Below are 22,689 nucleotides of genomic sequence, written 5' to 3'. Positions count from 1 at the left end.
TTCCTTTGAGGGGCAAGAGCTCCGGAAAAACGCCGGTACTCCGGCTTCCAAACGGCCGGATATTCTCCGGCAGACCGCCAATTCAGGTGCATGCGACAAGGGAGTTCTTTCCATGACCGCCATTATCGATGTTATCGGCCGTCAGATCTTTGACAGCCGTGGTAACCCGACCGTTGAAGTCGACGTTTTCCTGGAGGACGGCTCCTTCGGCCGGGCAGCCGTTCCGTCCGGAGCTTCCACCGGTGCACACGAAGCTGTCGAACTGCGCGATGGCGGTGACCGCTTCATGGGCAAGGGTGTCCAGAATGCAGTTGATGCCGTGAACGGCGAAATCTTCGAGACCGTTGGCGGTCTGGACGCTGAAGATCAGCTTCAGATCGACCAGGCCATGATCGATCTCGACGGTACACACAACAAGTCGCGTCTTGGCGCCAACTCCATACTGGGCGTATCGCTCGCGGTTGCCCGCGCCGCTGCCCAGGCGTCCGGTCTGCCGCTCTACCGCTATGTCGGCGGCACGTCTGCGCGCACGCTTCCGGTTCCCATGATGAACATCATCAATGGCGGCGCGCATGCCGACAATCCGATCGATTTCCAGGAATTCATGATCATGCCGGTTGGCGCTGAGTCCCTTGGCGATGCTGTGCGCATGGGTTCTGAAATTTTCCACACCTTGAAAAAGGCACTGAACGCAGCCGGTCACAACACCAATGTTGGTGACGAAGGCGGCTTTGCTCCTAATCTGGAATCGACAGACGCAGCTATCGGTTTCGTCATGAAGGCGATCGAAACCGCCGGCTACAAGCCAGGCGAAGATGTCTTCCTGGCATTGGACGCGGCATCGACGGAGTTCTTCAAGGACGGCAAATATGTGCTGGAAGGTGAAGGCAAGACGCTGGCTCCTGAGGAAATGGCAAAATATCTCGCCGATCTCGTTTCCCGCTACCCGATCATCTCGATCGAAGACGGTCTGGCAGAAGACGACTGGGACGGCTGGAAAGCGACGACCGACCTTATCGGCAACAAGTGCCAGCTGGTCGGCGACGACCTGTTCGTCACCAATTCCGAGCGTCTGCGCAAGGGTATCGACCTCGGCGTTGCCAACTCGATCCTGATCAAGGTCAACCAGATCGGTACGCTGTCCGAAACGCTGGACGCCGTCGAGACCGCACACAAGGCTGCCTACACCGCTGTGATGTCCCACCGCTCGGGCGAGACCGAGGACAGCACCATTGCTGACCTCGCGGTTGCCACCAACTGCGGCCAGATCAAAACCGGTTCACTCGCACGGTCCGACCGGCTCGCAAAGTACAACCAGCTTATCCGTATCGAGGAAGAACTGGGCGCACAGGCGGTTTATGCAGGCCGTTCCATTCTGCGCGGCTGATCTTTTCAGGTCATCAAAATCAGAAAAGCCCCGCATTCGTGCGGGGCTTTTTTGTTTCGGCAACTCAAGCTGCTTTTAATTGGAAACTGCCGCTTGTGGATCGGTCCGTGTTTCGTCGGCATGCAGAAGCGCTGCGGCAATTGTTTCCGGTTTTTCGGCACCTGCCAGAACAAACCTGCCATCGATAATGAAACATGGCACACCTGTGATCCCGGACTTTTGAGCATTGGCAATCTGGGCCTCGACCTTGTCGAGATCGGTTTCGGTTCCCAATAGATGCTCCACCAGATCAGACTGCATCCCTGCTTCCTCGGCAATTCGCACAAGAACCTCGGGGCGTGTCAGATCTTCTCCATTCAGGAAATAGGCCTTGAACAAAAGCTCAACGACTTCGTCCTGAAGATCGTCGTCACGTGACCAAAGGATCAGTCTGTGGCAATCAAGGGTATTCGGCGACAATGTAATATCGTCGAAGGCAAAGTTGATGCCTTCCTCCTGTCCCGCTGCACGGATTTGTTTGTAGAACGTATCCGCCCGCTCCAGACCACCGAACTTGTCGCTCAGATACTGTTTTCTGTCCTTGCCAGTCTTCGGCAAGGTGGCGTCAAGCTGAAAGGGGTGCCAACGAACCAGCACATCGAGCTGCGGAACCGACTTTAACGCCGCTTCAAGGCGTCTTTTTCCAATGAAGCACCAGGGGCACATTACATCGGATACGACATCGACGGTAAGGGCGGATGATAGGGTCATCGGACATCCAGAACGTTGGAGATATTTTTGTCAGGCTAAAGACTCTGACAAATATGCCAACCCCAAATTCGCGGCAGTGTTAAGGCAATAGACAAAAGACGCATACAGACCAGCGTCTGTTCACAGAACAGTGTGTGTGAGGATCGAGCTTATCCGCTTCTGCAGCCTTGTCGTGCCAGCCTCGTTCTTCAAGACGGCAACCGGCCCGAAGTCCTTCACCAGGCAGACAAGATCCTCGTCCCGGCTCGTGGCGTCCGCGATGGACAGCAAGGTCGTGTTGATGTCTTCAAGTTCTTCAGCGGAAGTGACCGCAATGCCGAAGTTTTCAGGCTGAAGCCTCATTTCCCAAAGATCGAGGCCGCGCGCCGCAAGGCCATTGCTGCAGGCTTCGAGATAATTCGTATATTCATCAACGCCAAGCCCGCCCTGATGGATCTGCTGGCGCAACCACATGTGGCTTTCCGCAAGCACCCTGTCTGCAAGACGGCGCCTCTTGCCGAAACGGGTGGCGGAGTTGAGTCGGCGGGCAAGGGTTTCCTTGCGGTTTTCTCCGACCAGCACGTCCGAAGCTCCGTTTCGGAACAGTTGAACGAGATCTTCCTCCCGCTCACAGACAGCCAGAACCGGCAACCCCGCGAAGCGGGCATCCCTGCGGATCTGCTGCATATAGTCGACGGCATCTTCAAAGGGCGCATCAATGACCACGGCGTCAAATGCGCGCTTGGACATGAATTCGACGGCCATGCTGCCGTCGAATGCACCGACAACCTCGACCTTTTCTTCACTGGCGTCCTGCCATTCCAGAAACCGACCGCTCAGGCCAACGACAAGCAGGCTGCTGGTTCCTGAATGATGCGGAGCGCTCCCGAAACCTGGAATCCTGCCAAAAATTCGTCTGCGAAGTTGGGCTTCCTCTGACCGAAGCAATGCGCGCTGATGAATGCATATCAACATCAGCAGGACTTCATCGGGAACGACCTTGTCGATGATTGCAGTCGGTTGCAGAACGGGGGGCAGAATATCGTCGCTGCCGGTGAGGATGTAGAAAGGGACTTCACTTGCCAGGAGTCTGATTTGCGGAAGCAGCCAGGAAAAGAATTCGTCTCTCCGGTCGTCTTCCAGGATGCTGATATCAACCACGATCGCTGCAGGCAGCGCCATGGGCAGCTTGCTGCGACGGTCGAACATGCTGATAAGTGACACGTCTAAATCTTCTGGCGCATCACCATTGCTGCTCCGCCTTGGCCGACGTCCCGCATACCAATACGGGCCGCGCCAGGAAAGCGAGGTTTCAACATCCATTCCTTATCCCCACCTACGCCACGGCAGCAGGCAATCGCTGTGTCCGCATGGTCAGCCGTTCCCGGCTGATGGTTCCATCCTCGTTCCGCGGCAGAGACTGTAAAATCAACACACGATGGGGGATCTTGGCAAGGTCCACGCCTTCGGCATCCAGATACGCGAAAAAGGCACCAGCATCTGGAACGTTCCCGGCCTCGGGTACAAGCGCTGCGTACATCCTGGCTCCGAGGAGAGGATCTTCCACTATGAAGGCAGCAGCTTCCTTGACGCCCGGGTACCCTGCGTAGACAACATCCACCGTTTCAAGGTTGCCGGTGCCAAGGGCATAGTGGCCCGGGATACCGAAACCTGCGATGCCGCCATCCGTCAGTTCAACCTTGATGTTGGTATTCAGAAAACCGGTACCTTCCCAGCGGACGCGCCGCTGGTCACCATTGATGGTTCGCCACCCGACATCGGGAACCATTGGTCCCTTCACCAGAAGCGTTGGAGCTTGCGTATCTACCTCGTCGGTGACCGCAATCTCGAGAAGGGCTGGCCCGCTTTCACACCCTATCGGCCCGCTATGCTTTCCCAGCGCGGTGGCCTTCATCTTCGCCGAGGGACCTCGCGCCTTGGCAACGAGTGCGAATTCGTCAGCGATGTGAAGATCGATCAGACGGCGCCTCGCAACGAAAGTCGTCGGGTGCGGGGCCGCAATATTCCAGGCTGCAAGTAGCGTCGTCTTGGTGTTTTCAAGTTTACGGTCGAGCGTCTGTGCCAGCGGCCCGGGTGTCATGACGATATCCGCCTGAACTTCGTTGGCATGAGCAGCGAGATTGGCAAGTGAAGTCGGGTGGTGCAGATGCAAGGTGCCGCCGGTCAGCAACCACGGAACCAGTCCTCCGCCCAGGCCGGTCAAGCCGCTGAGCGAATAGGGGAGGACCATCACGCTGGCATCGCGCACATGAGCTTCCTGTACGATCATATGTGCGACCGATACCCAATGGTTATGGCAGCGTGTAACCGGAACGTTTTCCTCTCCGCTTCGGCTCCAGCAGATGGTCGCAGTGTGGTCAGCCGGATCAGGGCGCTCACTCGGAGTGAACTTCAGATCGTCACCCATTTCGGCAAGCATCGGCCCCAATTCGATCAAACCATCGGGAACGTCCTTGCCTAGGCCGAAAACAAACCGCAACGAGAACAGGTCTGCAGCAACATCGCGTGCGGCAACACCAACCTCGCGTGTTTCTACCCGGTCAGCCGCGACAAATCCCTTGGCGCCTATGGAGTTCAAGGCTTCCAGAACGTTCTTCTGCCGCCAGTGCAATGGCAAGGGAGAAATGATCAGATCTGCTCGCAGGGCTGCCAGGATCGCGATTACGGTATCGACTGTGTTGGGAGCCTGGACACCGACGACATGGTCGGATGACAGCCCGACGGTGGTGTAGAAAGCGGCAAGACGATCAATTTCCCGATCGGCTTCGGCATAACTCAACGCTCGGGGAGCGCCACCTGTCCAGGTAGCCCTGTCGGGAGCATCAACCAGCGCAAGCCGGTCGGGGTGTTCTGCGGCTGTCTTGCGGAACATTTCATCAAGCGGCACATCGGACCAGGCTCCGCTCTCATGATACTCCGTGGACAGGCTTTCAGGCGTGGCTTTCATCTTGTTTTTCGTCCATTGGTCCGATTATTGCGCCGTGGCCGACCACCAGGTGTCGTACTCGTGGCCGTAGAGCGACTCGTTTTGCGGCGGAACGATCTGCTTCCAGTGCGCCACCCAATCGTCCGCGACATGATAAAGCGGGACTGCGTAGGCTCCCGAAATCAGAACGCGGTCGAATGCGCGAACGGCAGCCGCGAATTCGTCGCGGCTCCTTGCACCGACAATCTCGTCGATCATCGCATCGATCGCCGGTTCATGTGCGCCCACAAAGTTGAAGGATCCTTCCGTTTCCGCTGCTTTTGACGACCAGCGTCCATATTGCTCAGCGCCAGGGGACAGCGAGGAGAACCAGGTGTTGAACACCATATCAAACTCGCGTTTCGTCCTGCGGTCTTCGAATTGCGTCGGATCTACACTGCGTACGCTTGCGGATACGCCGAGCAACTCAAGAGTACGGATATAGGCGAGAGCCAGCTTTTCTTCGTCCTCATTCTTGGCAAGAATTTCAAAGGAAAGCTGATTGCCGTTTTCGGAGTGCAGGAGTTTTCCGTCCTTGAGGCTGTAACCGGCCTCGCCGAAGGCTTCCAGCGCTGCCCGCAGCACCTTTCTGTCACGTCCTGAACCGTCCGCTTCCGCCGGACGCCATGTGCCGTCCATAACCTCGGGATCGACGGCGTCAGGGAAGGGAGCCAGCAATTCCTTTTCCCGGTCGCTTGCCGGACGGCCAACCGATGAAAGCTCGGAATTGTCCCAGTACCCTGCCGTGCGCGTGTAAAGTCCGTAATAGAGATTGCGGTTTACCCATTCAAAATCGAAAAGCATGCGCAAGGCCTTGCGCACGGCCGGGTCGGAGAACTGGTCTTTGCGGGTGTTGAATGCGATGCCCTGCATGGCGGCGGGAATCCCGAGCGGAATTGCCCGCTTGAGAACATCGCCATTTTTCACTGCCGGAAAATCAAGCCCCGTTGCCCAACGGGCAGGATCCCGGAACTGCAACGCCTGGACCAGACCCTTCTTGAAGGATTCCTGCAAGGTCGTCTCGTCGCGGAAATATTCTACCCGGATCTCGTCGAAATTGTCGAAACCGGCTTTGACAGGCAGGTCCTTGGCCCAATAGTCCGGGTTCTTCTCATAAACGACGAGCCTGCCTGGCTCGATCGTCTTGAAGGTGTACGGCCCTGTGCCGGTCGGCGGGTTCAACGACGATTTGTCGAAATTCTCCGCGTCCGTGGCTGCCTTGGAATAAATTGGAGCCAACGCGATCAACAGCGGCAGTTCGCGGTTTTCACCGTTTTCGAATACCAGCTTCAACCGGTTCGGTGCGGTGACCTGCTTTTCGGTGATAGCTGCATACCAGTTTCGATAGGGCGGGCGCCCCTTGTCGCGGATCACTTCCAGAGAAAAGATGACATCATCGACTGTGACTGGCGTCCCGTCGGAAAACCTTGCATCCGGATTAAGCTCGAACTCGATCCACTCCCGGCTGTCCGGCATGCGCACACGTTGCGCCAGAAGACCGTAAAGGGAAAAGGGTTCTGCATAGGAGCGGACCATCAGGCTTTCCAGAATGTTGTTGCCGAATTCGCGTTCGCGCATTCCACGTGCCGAGGTCCAGCCACCCTGTACAATGAAGGAATTCAGGCTGTCGAAGGTTCCCTGTACACCAAGCGTGATTGTGCCGCCCTTGGGCGCATCGGGGTTGGCATAGGGAAATGGTTCGTCAGGTCCAAGTGCAGGTGTCCCGTGCATGGCGATTGCATGCGTCCAGGGGACGTTTTCATCGTCCGCGCTGGCGGGCAGGCTGATTGTCAAGGCAAGCAGGCATGCAGACGAGGTTGCCAAACCGATCGCCTTGCCGGCATGAAAAAGAAGACCGGAAACTATCGAACTACGCATCACCACCGCCGGAGATTCTGTTGATTCTCAGCGATTACAGTAGCACAGGGTTCCCACGGACGCGCCCGGGACAAGCAACAAACCGCAAGATATTCAGGTTTCAATTCGCTGACAGGGGTGCGTTGCAAATCGGCCACCCTCTCGCCCAAATTAAGTGTCTTACCATGGTTTCACGGTTTGAATGTCGTTACGGGCCTTGCGGTTGGTTCCGGAATGGCTCAGAACAACGCGAAAGTTTCGTACACGCACGATTGAGGACGTATCGATGACGAGTGTTTTGAAAAGAGGATTGTTCGGATGTGCAGTAGGTGCGTTCGTAGCCCTATCTTCTTTTGCAGGTGCACCCGCAATCGCCCAGGAAGAAAAAAGCCCATGGACGAAAGCGTGTAACACCAATCCGAACACGCAGAAGGAAATCTGCTTTATTTCGATTGAATTGCGCACAAATACCGGACAGTTCCTGAGTAACATTGCTATTCAGGAAACTGAGGGCGAAGCCCGCAAGAAACTGCTGGTCGCTGTACCGACCGGCGTTCTTATCCAGCCGGGTGTGCGTATCCAGATCGATGATGGCAAGCCCGTACAGGGCAAGTACAGCATCTGCGCACCCAATGCCTGCTACGCAGAACTGGCGATTGATGACTCGTTCATCAACACCATGAAGCAGGGCGGTGAGGTGATTGTGGCGCCGTATAACCAGCAAGCCAAGGAAATCGTCTTCAAGATGACCCTGATCGGCTTCACCAAGGTTTACGACGGCGAGCCGATGAACATTGCCGAGCTGCAAAAGCGTCAGGAAGAACTGCAGAGCGAATTGCAGAAGCGCGCTGACGAAGCGCGTCAGAAGCTGATCGACGCTCAGAAGCAAAGCCAGTAAGAAGCTGCTTTGCCAGAATTGAAGAAGGCCGGAACTGTGAAAGTTCCGACCTTTTTTATATTTGAAGATCAAGACTGAAAATCGTCGGGAATTGAGACGATTAGTGGATCTCTACGCTGCGCGGCAGATATGAGCCGTCCGTCTGTTCCTCGAAAATCTCTTCAACCTGCGGATGGCGCACCGGTTCACCGGTCATATCCGCTTCCAGGTTCTGTTCGCTGACATAGGCCACATATTCGGTCTCCTCGTTCTCGGCGAGGAGATGATAGAACGGCTGGTCGCGCAAAGGACGCACGTCCTCCGGGATGGCGTTCCACCATTCTTCCGTATTGCTGAAGGTCGGATCGACATCGAAAATAACGCCACGGAAGGGGTAGATCCGGTGCCGGACGACCTGGCCAATTCTGAATTTTGCCGTTCGCATGGTTACTCGTCCGCATACTGCATGCACTGCCGGGATACCGTGTCGGCAGCCGGCGTGCAAGCATTGTAACATTAAACCTTAGACGACGAGCCTTGCGAAAGTCTAAAGGCCATAGACCTCCGCGAGTTCCGCGTCCTTGGATGCAACCAGTTTTGCAAGGTCGACGATCACCTTTGCCTGCTTCCAGGTTGCGTCATCCTGCATCTTGCCGTCGATCATCACGGCACCGGTTCCATCCGGCATAGCCTCAAGGATCTTGCGGGCAAAGGCGACTTCGCCCGGATCCGGAGAGAAAACCTTCTTCGCGATCTGGATTTGTGTCGGATGCAGGGACCACGCGCCAAGGCAGCCCATCAGGAATGCATTGCGGAACTGACTTTCGCAGGCTGCCGCATCGGAAAAATCACCAAACGGGCCGTAGAAAGGCTTCAGGCCGTAAGACAGGCAGGCATCGACCATCTTTCCGACCGTGTAATGCCAAAGATCCTGCTGATAAGCGGTTCGGCCACCTGCGCCGTCAGCATCTGAAAGGACCGCATAGTCGGGATGGCCGCCGCCCACACGTGTTGTTTTCATGCCGCGCGAAGCCGCAAGGTCTGCCGGTCCCAGGCTCATGCCATGCATCCGCGGACTGGCTGCTGCAATCTCTTCGACGTTCTTGACGCCTTCGGCCGTTTCCAGAATGGCGTGGATCATGATCGGCTTGGAAAGACCAGCCTTGGCTTCAAGCTGCGCAAGCAATTGGTCGAGATAATGAATATCCCAGGCACCTTCCACCTTGGGAAGCATCACCACGTCGAGCTTTTCTCCGACCGCAGGAACGATTTCAAGAAGGTCGTCGAGAAACCAGGGGCTGTTGAGGCAATTTACCCTGGTCCACAGGCCAGTGGTCCCGAAGTCATTTTCCTGCGCCATCTGAATGAAACCCCTGCGGGCATCGGTCTTGGCATCGGCGGGGATTGCATCTTCAAGGTTGCCGAGTACGACATCGACGTTCTTGATGAGATCCGGCACCTTGGACCGCATCTTTTCAATATGCGGAGGGACGAAATGGATCATGCGCTCCAGCGAGACGGGAAGCTCGCGATACGGGTCCGGCGCGCCGATTGCGAGCGGCTTGTAGAATGCGCTTGGGGTTTTCATGAAACAGCTGTCCTCCACCAGTTTGAGGAATAGCTATAACGTCAATGCTGCGCTGCAACCATACCCCGAAAGGCGAACAGGCTTAATCGTCTTCCAGACGAGCCGCTGCTGCGCGCCGGGCCTGTTTCTGGGCAGACGTTTTACCTGGAGGCGCCCACTTCTTGTGGATCCACATCCATTGTTCGGGGTGTTCGCGGATCCAGTTTTCGAAAATTGCGTGGATCCTGGCGGTTGCGACCTCGATATCCGCCTGCCTGTCATCCGTTACAGGCACTTCGACGGCCTGGGCCTCAATCCGGAAATGCACGCCTTTTTTGCGCACGACCCGGCCGAGAACAATCGGCACGTTGCAGGACCGGGCGAGCGAAGCCGGGACCGGCGTGGCGTAAGCCATCTGGTCGAAAAAAGGCACCTGCACACCGCGCGTTTCCCTGAGATCTCCCATCATCGCGACGATACCGCCGCTTTTAAGGGTCGCCAGGATCTTGCGAGCGGTCTGGTGGCTTTTCGACAAAAGACCACCTTTGTAGAGGTCTTTCCTCAGTGCCTGCAGGGCCTTGTCGGCCTCTGGATTGCGCAGAGCCTGATAGACGCCCGTTATCTCGATCCCGCGCCGGACGGCGGGCTGAACACACAATTCCCAGTTTGCGCTGTGGAATGAGACGAACAAACAGGCACGCTCGCCGTTCAGAACCTGTTCGGTGACTTCATCCGCAACTGCTTCAAACCGGTAGTCCTGTTTCAGAAGCCGGTCGATGTGGAAAGTTTCGGCTGCCACGCGGCCGAGGTTCTCCCACATTCCACGCACAATCAGTTCTCGTTCCGCGCGCCGCATGCCCGGAAAGGCCTTCTTCAAGTGGCGCAGAGCACGCTTGTGTCTGGGATTGAACGGTGCGAGCCGACGCCAGAAGGCGCCCATGACATAGGAGGCAACGTCCAAGGGGATCAGGCGGAACAGCCAGATGGCTACCGTCAGCGCAAAGCCTTCCACCCGGTTTTGCACAGCTGTGAGCTTCGGGTGTTTACGCTGCTTTTTTTTGCGGGACATTACGACCGAATGCTTTCATGTTGTCCGCCCGTCCTGAAAAGAGGGCACTTCCGACCTTGTCCGACTGATTGGGGCCTTGCGATGCGCCCTCAGACCTGATTGGAATGCGGATCACCGAGGTGACCTCCAAGTCACGCGTCCATATCCAAGCCAGGCGCAAGATGCAAGCGCCTTCAAACCCAACCAACCGCGATACAGCGCGTCGTCTTCATCTTTGGTATTTGAATGCAGAACGTCATTTCACTGGCTCTTCCGTTTTTCGGACTGATCCTTCTCGGCTTCGGTGCCGGCAAGATCAAGAACCTGCCCGAGGCAGGCCTGAGCTGGATGAACTTCTTCGTGATCTACCTGGCCCTTCCGGCGCTCTTCTTCCGTCTGTTGTCTGAGACACCGATCGAAGAGCTCGCAAACGCGTCCTACATTACCGCCACGACCTTCACGACCTACATCGTGTTCGCGATCTCCTTCTGCATAGGTGTGGTCGCAACACGCGGCAACATCGGCGAATCCACGATCCTGGGCATTGCCGGGGCCTATTCCAACATCGGTTACATGGGGCCGGGGCTGACGCTGGCTGTTCTGGGTGAGCAGGCAACCGTACCGACTGCGCTCATTCTGGCCTTTGACAATGCACTGATGTTCATTCTGGCGCCGCTGATGATGGCATTGGCCGGTACCGAAGAAGAATCGATCCTCGGGACCTTGAAGAAGATTGTGGTCAGGATCTTCACCCATCCGTTCATTCTGGCAACGATTGCCGGCGTCTTCGCCGCCGCGCTTGAGGTCAAGCCACCTCAAGCGATAGATACGCTTCTGCGCTATCTCAGCAATGCGGCAGCACCTTGCGCCCTCTTTGCCATGGGCGTCAGCATTGCGCTTCGTCCGATCGGTCGGATACCGCTGGAACTGCCTCTGGTGCTGGGTGTGAAGTTGCTGCTGCACCCAATCCTGATTTTTCTGCTTCTGACCTGGCTTGGCGGCTTCGATCCCAACTGGATCGCAACCGCGGTTCTGATGTCCTGCCTGCCGCCGGCGACAAACGTCTTTGTAATTGCGCAGCAATATGGAACGTATGTTCAGCGGGCGTCTAGCTTCGTACTGATAGGAACGGCCTTGTCGATCATCACCGTTACCGGTTTCATCTGGGCGCTGACGAGCGGTTTCCTTCCAACTGGTGGCTAGAAAATCCAATCAGATATTCTGGTCGCAACAAGAGGACTTGTGGTGAAAGACAATCCGGACGTCCTTGCGATATTCGAAAGATATCCGGCGGATATCCGCGAAAGACTGCTGACCATCAGGTCATTGATAGCCGAGACGGCGACGCAGCGCGACGATATCGGAGAACTGGAAGAAACCATGAAATGGGGTCAGGCCAGCTATCTGACGAAGTGCCCGAAAACCGGAACGACAATCCGGATAGACCGGGACAATTCCGGGGCAGGGGACGTTGCTCTCTTTGTCAATTGCCAGTCCTCACTGGTGTCTGACTGGCGTACAATGTTCCCGGACCTCATCTTCGGCGGCGATAGAAGCGTTCACTTCAGTCAAGGTCGGCCGTTACCAGAGGATGCGCTCCGTCAGATGATCGGCATGGCGCTGACGTATCACAGCGCCAAGCGATCAGCAGCACGGACACGGGTTTGAAAGCAGCACCCGAAAACCGCCTATCGATGCAATTGAAAGGCGGTTCCCGGTGCGATGCCCTCCCGCATGAGCAAGCGCCGCAACGGACCAATCTTGCCGGCCAGATACATGCCCGCGCTTCGCGCAGCCTGAACCGGCAGAAAGCCTGTCAGCAGCGATCTGTTCAGCATGTCCACCGCGTTTGTCCGTGTCCGGATATCGCTGAACCGTTTCTTCTCGTAAGCACTCAAAACGGTCTTGCCACCAAAGTCGGCGTGCGCGCGCTTGGCCGATGCCACGACGGAGATGAGGTCCCGGATATCACGCAAAGACAGGTTCAGACCCTGCGCGCCGATGGGCGGAAAGACATGCGCGGTCTCGCCCACAAGCGCCAGACGCGGCCCAACTAGGGAAGTGGCAGTCAGTCCTGAAAGCGGAAAACTTTGTGGTTTCGTAGACAGTTTGAACCGACCCAGAATCGAATGTGCCCGCCGTTCGAGGTCCGCTTCCAGGTCCTCGTCCGTCATCGCCAACAGATCTGCAGCACCGTCCGCAGTTTCCACGCAAACAAGTGATGACTGTCTGCCGGGGAGCGGTACCAGTGTGAACGGACCAGTCGAAGTGTGGAATTCGGTCGAGACCTGCTGGTGTGGAAGCCGGTGCTCAAGGTTCAGAACAACAGCCACCTGCGGATAGGACCAGCTTTTGACTTCAATCCCGGCTGCTTCACGCAGTGTCGATCGGCGGCCATCTGCAGCTACGGCCAATTTGGCTGAAATCGTCCTACCCCCACTGGTGACGAGGGTAGCGTGATCGTCTCCGAATTCGGCACTCTCGACAGTGTCCGAAATCTCCTCCAGTCCGGATTGCGCAGCACAAAATTTTTCAAGTACTGCGTTAAGTTCACTGTTCAAGATATTGAAACCAAACTCTTCAAGGCCAAGCTCAGAACTGTCGAAGACCACTTCAGGTGCACGAAAAAGCCGCCCCGTGCTGTCGATCATGCGCATCTTCTTCAAGGATGCGGCGTTGTCTTCTGTGTCCGACCAGACGCCAATATCGCGCAACAGATCGATGGAACGCTGCCACAGCGCGGTTGTCCGGCCATCCTTGATTTCCATTGAGGGGGCAATCAGGACACACGACAATCCCTGCTGGGCCAGAGCAAGAGCTGCAATTCGCCCGGATGGCCCTCCGCCGACGATTGCAATGTCAAACTGTTCCGGCGCGTGGCTGCTGGACATGGTAAAATTCCATCTGATTTGATCTTGAGATCTAAATTGCTGTTTGCGGGCTCAAAATCAACGGGACGAATACACGCAGGGCATTCAAGGTCGACCATGAGTAAGATCAAATGCCTGCCTCGACTAATCCGCTAAGACGTCTCAAGACCCCGGACACACACGCCACCTAAAGGCCGAAATGACGAGTTTGACGCGCACATCTTCCAATCAGGCCGGTTCCACCAAGCCGGAACAAAACATGCGTGGCTGGCCGCTAGTGCTTGTGCTGGTCTCGATATTGGCCGCCGCCGGCTGGGCATACCTGATTGCAATGGTAGCCGACATGGTGCCGGTCATGGATATGAGCGAAGCCGGACCCGGCATGGTGATTCTCAACAGTTTCAACCAGTTCGCAGGTTTGCCTGCGGAAGCGCGGGCCGCACTTGCGGTTCTTTGCCTGCCGACCAGCGCAACATTCGGCATGCCTGGTGCGGACATGACGACAGTTGATCTTGTGAAGATCTTCCTGATGTGGGCAATGATGGCCCTTGCCATGATGTTGCCTACGGCCGTGCCGATGCTTCGGGCCTATTACACCGAGCTTTCGGCACAGTCCGGCAGTACGGCAACGCCGGTACTTCTCGTTGTCACCGCAATGTTCGGCTATCTGGCGGTCTGGCTTGGCTACGCGGTCGCAGCAACCGCGGCGCAATGGGCTTTGTCCAGGGCGGGTGCCATGACGGATATGATGGCACCTGCAAGCATGGCTCTGACGACGTCGGTCCTCTTCGCCGCTGGTTTATATCAGTTCACCCCCTCCAAGAAGGCCTGTCTCCGGCGCTGCTGGTATCCGCGCTGGGTGTTTGCCAGTGACGATGCTGGGCCGGGTGCGATGTCTGGCTTGCGGGAAGGGTTGGTGCAGGGCTGGGTGTGCCTTGGCTGCTGCTGGGCGGTAATGACTGTCATGTTCGCGGTCGGCCTGATGAACATCGTCTGGATCGCGCTGCTCGGCGCGTTGATGGCCATTGAAAAAACGTTCCCGAGCCGCATTCTGCCACCTGCCATCGGGGCTGTTCTGCTGGTCTGGGCAGGTCTCCTCGTTTCCCTCATCCTTTTGGGAAATGCGGCAACCTAAATTCACTGCTATTGGTGCGGGGACTGTTTTTTAGGTTCACACTGTCATACGATTGCAATAAAGGACCGTATCAGCGTCAGTGTGTGATCCATGGGCCAGCGGGTCAATCGTGAACCGCACACATCTCAGAACGCAAATGCACCAGTTTACTGCGTTCAGATCATAAAGTGAGGGAACCCCGTGGCGGATATTACACCAGGTAAAGAGAGGACTGAGCCCGCTCTGTTCCTGATCCATATCCTGACGGCTTCCGGTGCTCCGATCGCTCTTATTGCCCTCTTGGCAGGTGCGCGTGAAAACTGGGCGGAGATGTTCGCCTGGCTTGGACTGGCGTTTTTCATCGATGGCATCGATGGCCCGCTGGCGCGCCGTTACAAGATTGCAGAGCGTCTGCCTCGCTGGTCCGGTGCCTCGCTGGATTTCGTGATCGACTATGCCACTTACGTGTTTCTTCCCGCTTTCGCGCTTTCCTGGAGCTTGATGCTGACAAGTCCTTGGAACTGGATTTGTGACGGGCTCGTGGTCTTTACCGGCGCTCTTTATTTTGCCGACAACGGCATGAAGACACCCGACGGATCCTTCAAGGGTTTTCCCGCTGGATGGAACATGGTCGTTTTCGGCCTTATGGTTCTGTCGCCATCGCAAAGCTTCACGATCATGTTCGTGCTCTTGTGCTGCGCATTGACGTTCGCTCCGGTCCGCTTTGTCCATCCTGTCCGCGTGCGTCGCTGGCGCATGATTACCTTGCCGGTGACACTGCTCTGGATGGGATTGGCCGCCTACGCAATTCTGGACGGTATGGCATTGAACGGCCCGCTCGCTTGGGCATTCACGGCAGCCAGCTTCTATCTGCTGCTGGTCTCTGCTGTTCAGCAATTGCTCGACAGGGTCGACTGACCTTTCCCTACATTCAAAATACAGTTTTGGCACTGGCGCGAACCAAGGCGCCGGTGTTGTGCCGCGCTTTCTCTTGAAGCGCTGACCGGAAGGAAGCGTCACGAACGCCTGATGCCATTTATGCTTCGGAATGACCTTTTCCGATGGCGTTGAAATCATTTATGGTCTTGCCAACTTCAATTGCCGCAAGACCAAATCGGTCTCGGCCCATCACCCCGGGGATAAAGTCATGGTTCAAGCAATCTGCGTACACGAAACCGGTGGACCGGATGTCATGCGCTGGGAACATATCGAAGTCGGTGAGCCCGGCCCAGGTGAGGCGCGCATCCGCCACACAGCAGTCGGCCTCAATTTCATCGATACCTATTTCCGCTCCGGCCTCTATCCCGCGCCTGCCGGCGTGCCGTTCAGCCCCGGCAACGAGGGGGCTGGGGTCGTACAGACGGTCGGTGAGGGTGTGACACATCTCAGCCCCGGCGACCGTGTTGCCTATGTTGGCCCGCTCGGCGCCTACGCGCAGGAAAGAATCGTGCCCGCTGATCGTCTTGTCGTCCTGCCAGACGGGATTGATGACAAGACCGCTGCCGGCATGATGCTGAAGGGCATGACGGCACAGTATCTTCTGCGCCAGACATATTCCGTTGGCCCGGACACGACGCTGCTGTTTCACGCTGCTGCCGGAGGCGTCGGCCTGATTGCCGGTCAATGGGCAGCACATCTCGGCGCCACTGTCATCGGCACTGCCGGTTCGGAAGCAAAGGTCGAACTTGCAAAGGCACACGGCTACCAGCACGTGATCAATTACCGGACTGAAAACTTTGTCGACAGGGTAAAGGATATTACCGGCGGCAAGGGCTGCGATGTTGTTTATGACAGTGTCGGCAAGGACACTTATCCCGGATCGCTCGACTGCCTGAAACCGAGGGGTCTTTGGGTCACTTTCGGTCAGTCCTCTGGGCCGATCGCCGACTTCAACCTGGCGCTCCTCGCCCAGAAAGGCTCTCTGTTCGCAACCCGGCCGACGCTGTTCAGCTACATCGCCAGCCGCGAAGCACTGGAAGCGACCGCGGGCGAATTGTTCGATGTCGTCCAGAAAGGCATCGTCAAGATCGGCGTCAACCAGGAATACAGGCTTGCCGATGCCGTCCAGGCGCATCAGGACCTTGAAGGCCGCAAGACCACCGGCACCACGGTCCTGATCCCCTAAGAGCAGGAATTTCATGCGGTCCGGACGAGCACAGGATCTTTCTCGAAATCTTTACAGCCCGGCGATGCGCTATTTTCTGGCCGTCGCCGAGGCCGGCTCGATCCGCGCCGCGTCCCGGGAGCTCAACGTGGCGTCATCTGCCATCAACCGGCAGGTTCTCTGGCTGGAAGAGGCTCTCGGACTGCAGTTGTTTGACCGTGTCGGCCGGCGCCTGCGTCTGTCGCAAGCCGGAGAGTTGCTGCTGGCACATATCCGGCGCACCTATTCCGATTTCGAAGGCACGGTTGCCGAACTCGACGCCTTGAAGGGACTGCGACGCGGTACGGTTTCGATTGCAAGCGTCGAAAGCGTTGCCGAAAAGCTCCTCCCGGCGGTCATCAGCACTTTTCGCAAGAGCTATCCCGGCATTCACGTGAATGTCTCGATTTCCTCATCCAGAGAAGCCGCCCGAAAGGTAGAGGCGGCTGAAGCGGATGTCGGCTTCACCTTCGACCCGCCGGAGACCTCGGCGCTCACAACCGCCTTTCACCATGATCTCGTGATCGGAGCACTCATGCGTCCGGATCATCCGTTGGCCGGAGCGAAAACACTTGGACTGCAAGACTGCCTGAAATATCCGGTGGCGCTGCCCGCAGAAGGACTGTCACTGCGCACCCGCCTGGACATCGTTCGAAGCCGGATACCCGGCGCTTCGCGCACTTATGTGGAAGCCAATTCGCTCAGGCTGATGCGAGCCCTTGCCAGGGAGGAACAGGTAATTGGCTTTCAGACGATGATCGGTTGCGAAGACGACCTTGCCAACGGTTTCCTGATCTTCAAACCTTTGTCCGATACGCCGCTTCAGGCCGACCGACTCTGTGTGGTAACGTCGTCTCTGCGTGCTCTTGCGCTTGCGCCGGGCATGTTTTTCGACCATGCCGTGTTCGCTTTGAGGGACCAACTTTCAGCTCTTGATGCCAAATAGGCAACATTGCGGTCTCAAATGAGCGCTTTGGTTCCATGTTTTTTTAAGGCACATTTTTTGTGACAGTTTTGCGGCAATGCGCCGTGCGAGGGAGAAAACTGATGGGGCGTTTGCCTACGCACGATCTGAATACAGCCCTGGTAGGGCCCGAAAGCGGCCTGCTGAGCAGGCTGTGGAGCATGGGTAAGGCACCTCGTCCGCATGCTTCGCACCGGGTACTCCATGACCACCATTTTACGGCTCGTGATGCAATGCTCCCAATGCATGCGGAGTGTTCAAACTGTTACGCATCAGATGTCTCCGATCCGTTTTTGGCTAACATGGGGAATCAGGCCTATGCGTGACACGATCCGTTTCCTCAAGGGTGGTGAAATCGTTGAACTTGCGAATGTCGGTCCAACGGAAACCGTTCTCGATTACTTGCGCCTCCGCCGCCGCGAAACCGGAACGAAGGAAGGCTGCGGCGAGGGTGACTGCGGGGCCTGCACCGTCGCGCTTGGCCGATTGATCGACGGCAAGTTGGTCTATCAGCCCGTGAACAGCTGCATCCAGTTGCTCGGCATGATTGATGGCGCTGAACTGGTGACTGTCGAAGACCTCTCCGACGATACGAGGCTCCACCCGGTTCAGGCCGCGATGGTCGAGATGCATGGTTCACAATGCGGGTTCTGTACGCCCGGCTTCATCATGACGCTTTTCACGCTCTATCATTACGCAGGGGCGGAAAAATCACGCAAGACCGTCACCGAATGGCTGGCTGGAAACCTTTGTCGCTGCACGGGCTACAGGCCGATTATCGACGCGGCGTTGGACTCTTGTTTTGACGCTGCAGACGATGCTTTTTCTTGGCGTGCTCATGAAACGCGGGAACAGTTGCGGCAATTGACCGACAGCAGCGATGTCTTCATCGGAGATAGCGACTGCTTCTTTTCCTCGCCGGCAACGCTTGACGGTTTGGCAGCTCTTTACGGCCAGCACCCCAATGCGACCCTCGTTGCCGGGGCGACAGATGTCGGTCTGTGGATCACGAAGCATCTGCGCGACTTGCCCAAGATGATTTGGCTTGGCCGAATAGAGGGCCTCGACCGTGTCGAAGACAGTCCGTCCGGGGTGCTGATCGGCGCAACGGCTACTTATGCCGCGACCGAAGAAGCCATGACCGGCATTTCATCAAACCTGGGTGAACTCTGGCGCCGGATCGGCTCGAAGCAGGTTCGCGCCTCGGGAACAGTCGGTGGCAACATCGCCAATGGCTCGCCGATCGGCGACACACCACCCGCATTGATCGCTCTGGGGACAACTCTGGAACTGCATTCCGCAGAAGGCTCAAGGGCGTTGCCGCTGGAAGAATTCTTCATCGACTACGGCAAGCAGGATCGCAGACCGGGAGAGTTCGTCACCGGTCTCTTCGTGCCCCGGCTTTCTGCAAATCAGGCTTTCCGTTGCTACAAGATCACCAAGCGCTTCGATCAGGACATCTCATCCGTCATGGGAGCATTCCGCCTGACGGTGGATGGAGAAGGGGTGGTTACCGATGCCCGGATCGCCTTTGGCGGCATGGCTGGAACACCGAAACGGGCAACCGGTGCGGAAGCTGCCTTGAAAGGAGCTTCGCTGGACGATCCGTCCACCTGGGGCGCGGCCATGCAGGCATTGCTGTCCGATTACACGCCACTGACAGATATGCGCGCAAGTGCCGAGTACCGAATGGAAACGGCGCGGGCGTTGCTCGCAAAGGCTCTTATGGAGGTCAGCGGCACCGCACCGGAAGAACTCCGTGTGCTTGCCAAGCGGGAGGCAGGCCATGACCGCGCAGCTTGATCCCAACGACCTGACAACACCCCTGAAGCATGTCCGCAAGGCGTTGCCGCATGACAGCGCGACAAAACACGTTTCCGGCACGGCGACCTATATCGACGACATGGTCGAGCCCGTTGGCACGCTTCACGTTGTGCCCGGCTGGTCGAGACAGGCTGTCAGGGGCAGGATCCTGGCAATGGATCTTGAAGAGGTTCAGGCTTCACCAGGTGTGGTTGCCGTCCTGACCGCGAAGGATGTCCCGGGAAAGAATGACTGTTCATCCGCTTTTGGCGATGATCCTGTTTTCGCCGAGGATGAAATCCTGTTTTACGGGCAGGTCGCCTTTGCCGTCGTTGGCGAAACAAGAGACCTGGCGCGCAAAGCGGCGTTGAAGGCAAAGATCGATATTGCACCGATCACCCCCATCCTGACCGCTGAAGACGCTGTCGACGCGGACACCACAGTGCTTCCGGACTATCAGTTCCGGCGTGGTTCGCCTGAAACCGGCATGAACGCAGCCGAGGAAATCCTCACTGGCAGCATGAAAATCGGCGGACAGGAGCATTTTTACCTGGAAGGCCAGGTCGCGATGGCCCAGCCACAGGAAGACGGCGGCATGCTGGTGTATTCCTCGACCCAGCACCCGACCGAAATTCAGCACACGGTTGCCAAGGTGCTCGGTGTACCCGATGCCGCTGTCACGGCTGAGGTTCGCCGCATGGGAGGCGGTTTCGGCGGCAAGGAATCGCAGGCGAACCAATGGGCTGCCCTGGCGTCCGTCGCAGCCAGTCACACAGGCCGAACCTGCAAGATCCGCCTCGACCGCGACGACGACATGATCATGACTGGCAAGCGGCACGACTTTAAGGTCAACTGGCAGGTCGGCCACGATAGCGAAGGTCGCATCCGCGCCGTCGACATGGAATTCCTGGCCCGTTGCGGTTATTCCGTCGATCTTTCACTCGGTGTGAATGATCGAACGCTGTTTCATGCCGATTCGAGCTACTTCTACCCGGATGCACTCATCCGCTCCCGGCGCTTGCGCACGGACACCTGCTCCAACACCGCATTCCGCGGGTTCGGTGGACCGCAAGGCATGCTCGCTGCCGAACGCATGATCGATGCGATCGCGATCAGTCTCGACAAGGACCCGCTCGAAATTCGCAAGCTGAATTTCTATGACGGAGAACGGAACCTGACGCCTTTCGGCATGCCGGTGGAAGAGTTTCAGGTCATGCATGACCTGATCGCCCAATTGGAAGAGAGTTCAGACTATTGGGCACGACGTGATGATGTGCGCTTCTTCAACGAAAACAACGCTGTTCTGAAAAAGGGACTGGCCCTGACACCGGTTAAGTTCGGCATTTCCTTCACGCTGAAACATCTCAACCAGGCCGGTGCGCTCGTTCATCTTTATACCGACGGTTCGATTCATCTGAACCATGGTGGCACCGAGATGGGCCAGGGGCTGTATCAGAAAGTGGCGCAGGTTGTTGCGGAGGAATTCGGTGTCAGCCTGACCAAGGTACGCATCACCGCCACCAACACCTCAAAGGTTCCCAACACGGGCCCAACGGCTGCATCTTCCGGGACAGACCTCAACGCCATGGCCGCCAAGCTGGCGGCGAAGGAAATCAAGAACCGACTGATAACCTTCCTGTGCGAACTGCATCAATGCGGACCGGAAGCAATCTTCTTCGGCGATAACAAGGTGGTTGTCGGTGACCAGAGCTTTGCCCTTTCGGAAGTCGCCAAGCTGGCGCACATGGCACGTATTCAGCTTTCACACGCAGGTTATTACGCAACGCCAGGGATAACGTGGGAGAGAGAAAGCGCTACCGGGCGCCCCTTCTATTACTTTGCCTTTGGCGGCGCATGCGCCGAGGTGACAATCGATACGATGACCGGCGAGATGACCGTCGACCGGGTGGATATTCTTCACGATGTCGGCCATTCACTGAACCCTGCGATTGACCTGGGGCAGATCGAAGGTGGCTTTGTTCAGGGGATGGGGTGGCTTACCACCGAAGAACTGGTCTGGGACGAAAAGGGGCGCCTTCGTACCCACGCTCCCTCGACCTACAAGATCCCGACAGCATCCGACATTCCAGAGGAATTCAACGTCCGTCTCTATGAAGGCAGCGGCAACCCTCAGGCAACCGTTTACCGGTCCAAGGCCGTTGGCGAACCGCCTGTCATGTTGGCCAATGCAGTGTTTTGCGCGATCAATGATGCCGTCGCGAGCCTTAGCCCGGGAGTTGTTCCCAATCTGGACGCACCGGCAACACCTGAGGCAATCATGAAAGCCGTCCAGGATATGCGCCGGAGGAAGATCTCCTGATGAAGGTCTGGGGGCACATTGCCGACTGTTTGAAGCGAAACGGCGCTTGTGCACTTGTAACCGTTGCTCGTGCCGACGGCTCGACACCACGTGAAGACGGTGCTCGTATGGTGGTAACGGCTGGTGGTGGATTTTATGGCACGATTGGTGGCGGCACGCTTGAGTTCGAAGCCATCCGCCGTGCACACAAAGCTATCCTGGATGGCGTGGCCAGCTTCGAGCTCCACAATGTCTCGCTTGGCCCGGACCTCGGTCAGTGCTGCGGTGGGCGTACGCAAATCGCCATCGAGGTGCTGACAACGTCATCGCTTGAAATGGCTCAGACACTCTCGCTTCGGGAGATCGATGGAACGCAGTTTTCCACCGAGGCCAGCGTTGTGAACGGTGTGGTGCAGACACGCGATCTGCTGCCGGACGTTTCAACGAACCGCTTCTTCCTTCAACTTGACCAAAAAACGGGCAAGCAACTGCTGATCGAGCAATTTGGCAGCAAGCGGCGCGAACTTTATCTGTTTGGTGCAGGGCATGTAGGAAAAGCTGTTGTCCTTGCGCTCGCACCTCTGCCTTTCAGCGTGACATGGATCGACAGCAGGGCGGACCAGTTTCCGGCGGCAGTTCCGGGAAATGTCCGGAAAGTTTCAAACCCTGATCCAGCTGTCTGCCTTGAACAAGCCCCTGATGGCGCCTTTGTCCTGGCGATGACCCACTCGCACGCCCTGGATGAAGACATCATGGCACGTGCCTTGCTTCAACAACGCTTTGCCTATTGCGGTGTGATCGGCTCCAAAACCAAGCGGGCGCGCTTCCTGAAACGACTGAAGGCCCGGGGGCTGAATGACACTTTGACGGCAAACATGGTCTGTCCCGTCGGGGTGACTTCAGTCAAATCAAAACAACCCGCTGCAATCGCTGCAGGAATAGCTGTCGATCTGCTGGTTCGGGACGAAGCTGGAAATCATCAACAGGCCGCTGCAGCCGGGGGGCTTGCACAAAAACTAACACTTGGTCAATAAGGCGGCATTCG

Annotated in this window: 19 protein-coding genes; 11 read left to right on the top strand and 8 right to left on the bottom strand. The window is 57.1% G+C overall.

The window, feature by feature from the left end; all coding sequences use genetic code 11:
- Positions 1-112: 112 nt before the first annotated feature.
- Positions 113-1,387, top strand: a complete 1,275-nt coding sequence (gene eno, locus HEP89_RS21975; protein ID WP_031268504.1) for a phosphopyruvate hydratase — start codon at positions 113-115, stop codon at positions 1,385-1,387.
- A gap of 75 nt (positions 1,388-1,462) precedes the next feature.
- On the opposite strand, the gene HEP89_RS21970 is transcribed toward eno, so the two are convergent.
- From HEP89_RS21970 to HEP89_RS21955, 4 genes are all read right to left on the bottom strand, one after another.
- On the bottom strand, positions 1,463-2,137 hold the full coding sequence (locus HEP89_RS21970) for a DsbA family oxidoreductase (protein WP_152510783.1): 675 nt from the start codon (positions 2,135-2,137) through the stop codon (positions 1,463-1,465).
- A gap of 120 nt (positions 2,138-2,257) precedes the next feature.
- Entirely contained in the window at positions 2,258-3,340 is a 1,083-nt protein-coding gene (locus HEP89_RS21965; RefSeq protein WP_209014792.1) for a hypothetical protein, read from the bottom strand.
- Between the two features lie 112 nt (positions 3,341-3,452).
- The gene (locus tag HEP89_RS21960; protein ID WP_077292865.1) at positions 3,453-5,084 is read right to left on the bottom strand and encodes a class I adenylate-forming enzyme family protein; all 1,632 of its coding nucleotides are present in this window, start codon (positions 5,082-5,084) and stop codon (positions 3,453-3,455) included.
- Between the two features lie 24 nt (positions 5,085-5,108).
- Positions 5,109-6,980, bottom strand: a complete 1,872-nt coding sequence (locus HEP89_RS21955) for an extracellular solute-binding protein (protein WP_168693040.1) — start codon at positions 6,978-6,980, stop codon at positions 5,109-5,111.
- A 265-nt stretch (positions 6,981-7,245) separates the two neighbouring features.
- Between HEP89_RS21955 and HEP89_RS21950 the strand changes: the two genes are divergently transcribed.
- Complete coding sequence (locus HEP89_RS21950; RefSeq protein ID WP_022998645.1) at positions 7,246-7,857, top strand: invasion associated locus B family protein; 612 nt, start codon at positions 7,246-7,248, stop codon at positions 7,855-7,857.
- Between the two features lie 100 nt (positions 7,858-7,957).
- Here the strand turns inward: HEP89_RS21950 and hspQ are convergent, their stop codons facing one another.
- The 3 genes from hspQ to HEP89_RS21935 all read right to left on the bottom strand — a co-directional run bounded on the left by hspQ (position 7,958) and on the right by HEP89_RS21935 (position 10,472).
- A complete protein-coding gene (hspQ, locus tag HEP89_RS21945) occupies positions 7,958-8,281 on the bottom strand; it encodes a heat shock protein HspQ (protein ID WP_022998644.1) in 324 nt (107 codons plus the stop codon).
- 102 nt (positions 8,282-8,383) lie between these two features.
- The gene (locus tag HEP89_RS21940) at positions 8,384-9,424 is read right to left on the bottom strand and encodes a CoA ester lyase (protein ID WP_168693039.1); all 1,041 of its coding nucleotides are present in this window, start codon (positions 9,422-9,424) and stop codon (positions 8,384-8,386) included.
- Positions 9,425-9,506: 82 nt separating this feature from the next.
- Complete coding sequence (locus tag HEP89_RS21935) at positions 9,507-10,472, bottom strand: lysophospholipid acyltransferase family protein (RefSeq protein ID WP_168693038.1); 966 nt, start codon at positions 10,470-10,472, stop codon at positions 9,507-9,509.
- Positions 10,473-10,697: 225 nt separating this feature from the next.
- Here HEP89_RS21935 and HEP89_RS21930 point away from each other — a divergent pair, with 225 nt between their 5' ends.
- Together HEP89_RS21930 and HEP89_RS21925 are read left to right on the top strand one after the other, a co-directional pair.
- Positions 10,698-11,654 carry an AEC family transporter gene (locus tag HEP89_RS21930; protein WP_168693037.1) on the top strand — a complete coding sequence of 319 codons (957 nt, stop codon included), beginning with the start codon at positions 10,698-10,700 and terminating at the stop codon, positions 11,652-11,654.
- 42 nt (positions 11,655-11,696) lie between these two features.
- Positions 11,697-12,119: a DUF1801 domain-containing protein gene (locus tag HEP89_RS21925; protein WP_168693036.1), complete on the top strand. Its 423-nt coding sequence runs from the start codon at positions 11,697-11,699 to the stop codon at positions 12,117-12,119.
- A gap of 20 nt (positions 12,120-12,139) precedes the next feature.
- Here the strand turns inward: HEP89_RS21925 and HEP89_RS21920 are convergent, their stop codons facing one another.
- The gene (locus HEP89_RS21920) at positions 12,140-13,342 is read right to left on the bottom strand and encodes a UbiH/UbiF family hydroxylase (RefSeq protein WP_168693035.1); all 1,203 of its coding nucleotides are present in this window, start codon (positions 13,340-13,342) and stop codon (positions 12,140-12,142) included.
- A 178-nt stretch (positions 13,343-13,520) separates the two neighbouring features.
- Here HEP89_RS21920 and HEP89_RS21915 point away from each other — a divergent pair, with 178 nt between their 5' ends.
- The 7 genes from HEP89_RS21915 (at position 13,521) to xdhC (ending at position 22,678) form a co-directional block, all read left to right on the top strand.
- Positions 13,521-14,456 (top strand): DUF2182 domain-containing protein, encoded by a 936-nt coding sequence (locus HEP89_RS21915; protein ID WP_168693034.1) that lies wholly within the window; start codon positions 13,521-13,523, stop codon positions 14,454-14,456.
- A gap of 180 nt (positions 14,457-14,636) precedes the next feature.
- Complete coding sequence (locus tag HEP89_RS21910) at positions 14,637-15,353, top strand: CDP-alcohol phosphatidyltransferase family protein (protein ID WP_168693033.1); 717 nt, start codon at positions 14,637-14,639, stop codon at positions 15,351-15,353.
- Positions 15,354-15,582: 229 nt separating this feature from the next.
- Positions 15,583-16,560, top strand: coding sequence for a quinone oxidoreductase (locus HEP89_RS21905; protein ID WP_031268497.1), 978 nt, complete (start codon positions 15,583-15,585; stop codon positions 16,558-16,560).
- 13 nt (positions 16,561-16,573) lie between these two features.
- On the top strand, positions 16,574-17,524 hold the full coding sequence (locus tag HEP89_RS21900) for a LysR family transcriptional regulator (RefSeq protein ID WP_022998636.1): 951 nt from the start codon (positions 16,574-16,576) through the stop codon (positions 17,522-17,524).
- 336 nt (positions 17,525-17,860) lie between these two features.
- A complete protein-coding gene (gene xdhA, locus HEP89_RS21895; RefSeq protein WP_168693032.1) occupies positions 17,861-19,345 on the top strand; it encodes a xanthine dehydrogenase small subunit in 1,485 nt (494 codons plus the stop codon).
- The gene (gene xdhB / locus HEP89_RS21890; RefSeq protein WP_168693031.1) at positions 19,329-21,665 is read left to right on the top strand and encodes a xanthine dehydrogenase molybdopterin binding subunit; all 2,337 of its coding nucleotides are present in this window, start codon (positions 19,329-19,331) and stop codon (positions 21,663-21,665) included. The genes xdhA and xdhB overlap by 17 nt, the downstream gene beginning before the upstream one ends.
- Positions 21,665-22,678, top strand: coding sequence for a xanthine dehydrogenase accessory protein XdhC (gene xdhC / locus HEP89_RS21885; protein WP_168693030.1), 1,014 nt, complete (start codon positions 21,665-21,667; stop codon positions 22,676-22,678). The genes xdhB and xdhC overlap by 1 nt, the downstream gene beginning before the upstream one ends.
- The last annotated feature ends 11 nt before the right edge of the window (positions 22,679-22,689 follow it).

The organism is Labrenzia sp. 5N (assembly GCF_012395805.1).
Lineage (GTDB): Bacteria > Pseudomonadota > Alphaproteobacteria > Rhizobiales > Stappiaceae > Roseibium > Roseibium algicola.
Note: the sequence above shows the minus strand (reverse complement) of the source record. Positions and strands in the feature narration are given on the sequence as shown.

What these genes read in the sequence shown, in the direction of transcription:
- eno (WP_031268504.1), top strand. Translation starts at nt 113, where the DNA reads ATGACCGCCATTATCGATGTTATCGGCCGTCAGATCTTTGACAGCCGT.
- HEP89_RS21970 (WP_152510783.1), bottom strand. Translation starts at nt 2,137, where the DNA reads ATGACCCTATCATCCGCCCTTACCGTCGATGTCGTATCCGATGTAATG.
- HEP89_RS21960 (WP_077292865.1), bottom strand. Translation starts at nt 5,084, where the DNA reads ATGAAAGCCACGCCTGAAAGCCTGTCCACGGAGTATCATGAGAGCGGA.
- HEP89_RS21955 (WP_168693040.1), bottom strand. Translation starts at nt 6,980, where the DNA reads ATGCGTAGTTCGATAGTTTCCGGTCTTCTTTTTCATGCCGGCAAGGCG.
- HEP89_RS21950 (WP_022998645.1), top strand. Translation starts at nt 7,246, where the DNA reads ATGACGAGTGTTTTGAAAAGAGGATTGTTCGGATGTGCAGTAGGTGCG.
- hspQ (WP_022998644.1), bottom strand. Translation starts at nt 8,281, where the DNA reads ATGCGAACGGCAAAATTCAGAATTGGCCAGGTCGTCCGGCACCGGATC.
- HEP89_RS21940 (WP_168693039.1), bottom strand. Translation starts at nt 9,424, where the DNA reads ATGAAAACCCCAAGCGCATTCTACAAGCCGCTCGCAATCGGCGCGCCG.
- HEP89_RS21935 (WP_168693038.1), bottom strand. Translation starts at nt 10,472, where the DNA reads ATGTCCCGCAAAAAAAAGCAGCGTAAACACCCGAAGCTCACAGCTGTG.
- HEP89_RS21930 (WP_168693037.1), top strand. Translation starts at nt 10,698, where the DNA reads ATGCAGAACGTCATTTCACTGGCTCTTCCGTTTTTCGGACTGATCCTT.
- HEP89_RS21920 (WP_168693035.1), bottom strand. Translation starts at nt 13,342, where the DNA reads ATGTCCAGCAGCCACGCGCCGGAACAGTTTGACATTGCAATCGTCGGC.
- HEP89_RS21915 (WP_168693034.1), top strand. Translation starts at nt 13,521, where the DNA reads ATGACGAGTTTGACGCGCACATCTTCCAATCAGGCCGGTTCCACCAAG.
- HEP89_RS21905 (WP_031268497.1), top strand. Translation starts at nt 15,583, where the DNA reads ATGGTTCAAGCAATCTGCGTACACGAAACCGGTGGACCGGATGTCATG.
- HEP89_RS21900 (WP_022998636.1), top strand. Translation starts at nt 16,574, where the DNA reads ATGCGGTCCGGACGAGCACAGGATCTTTCTCGAAATCTTTACAGCCCG.
- xdhA (WP_168693032.1), top strand. Translation starts at nt 17,861, where the DNA reads ATGCGTGACACGATCCGTTTCCTCAAGGGTGGTGAAATCGTTGAACTT.
- xdhB (WP_168693031.1), top strand. Translation starts at nt 19,329, where the DNA reads ATGACCGCGCAGCTTGATCCCAACGACCTGACAACACCCCTGAAGCAT.
- xdhC (WP_168693030.1), top strand. Translation starts at nt 21,665, where the DNA reads ATGAAGGTCTGGGGGCACATTGCCGACTGTTTGAAGCGAAACGGCGCT.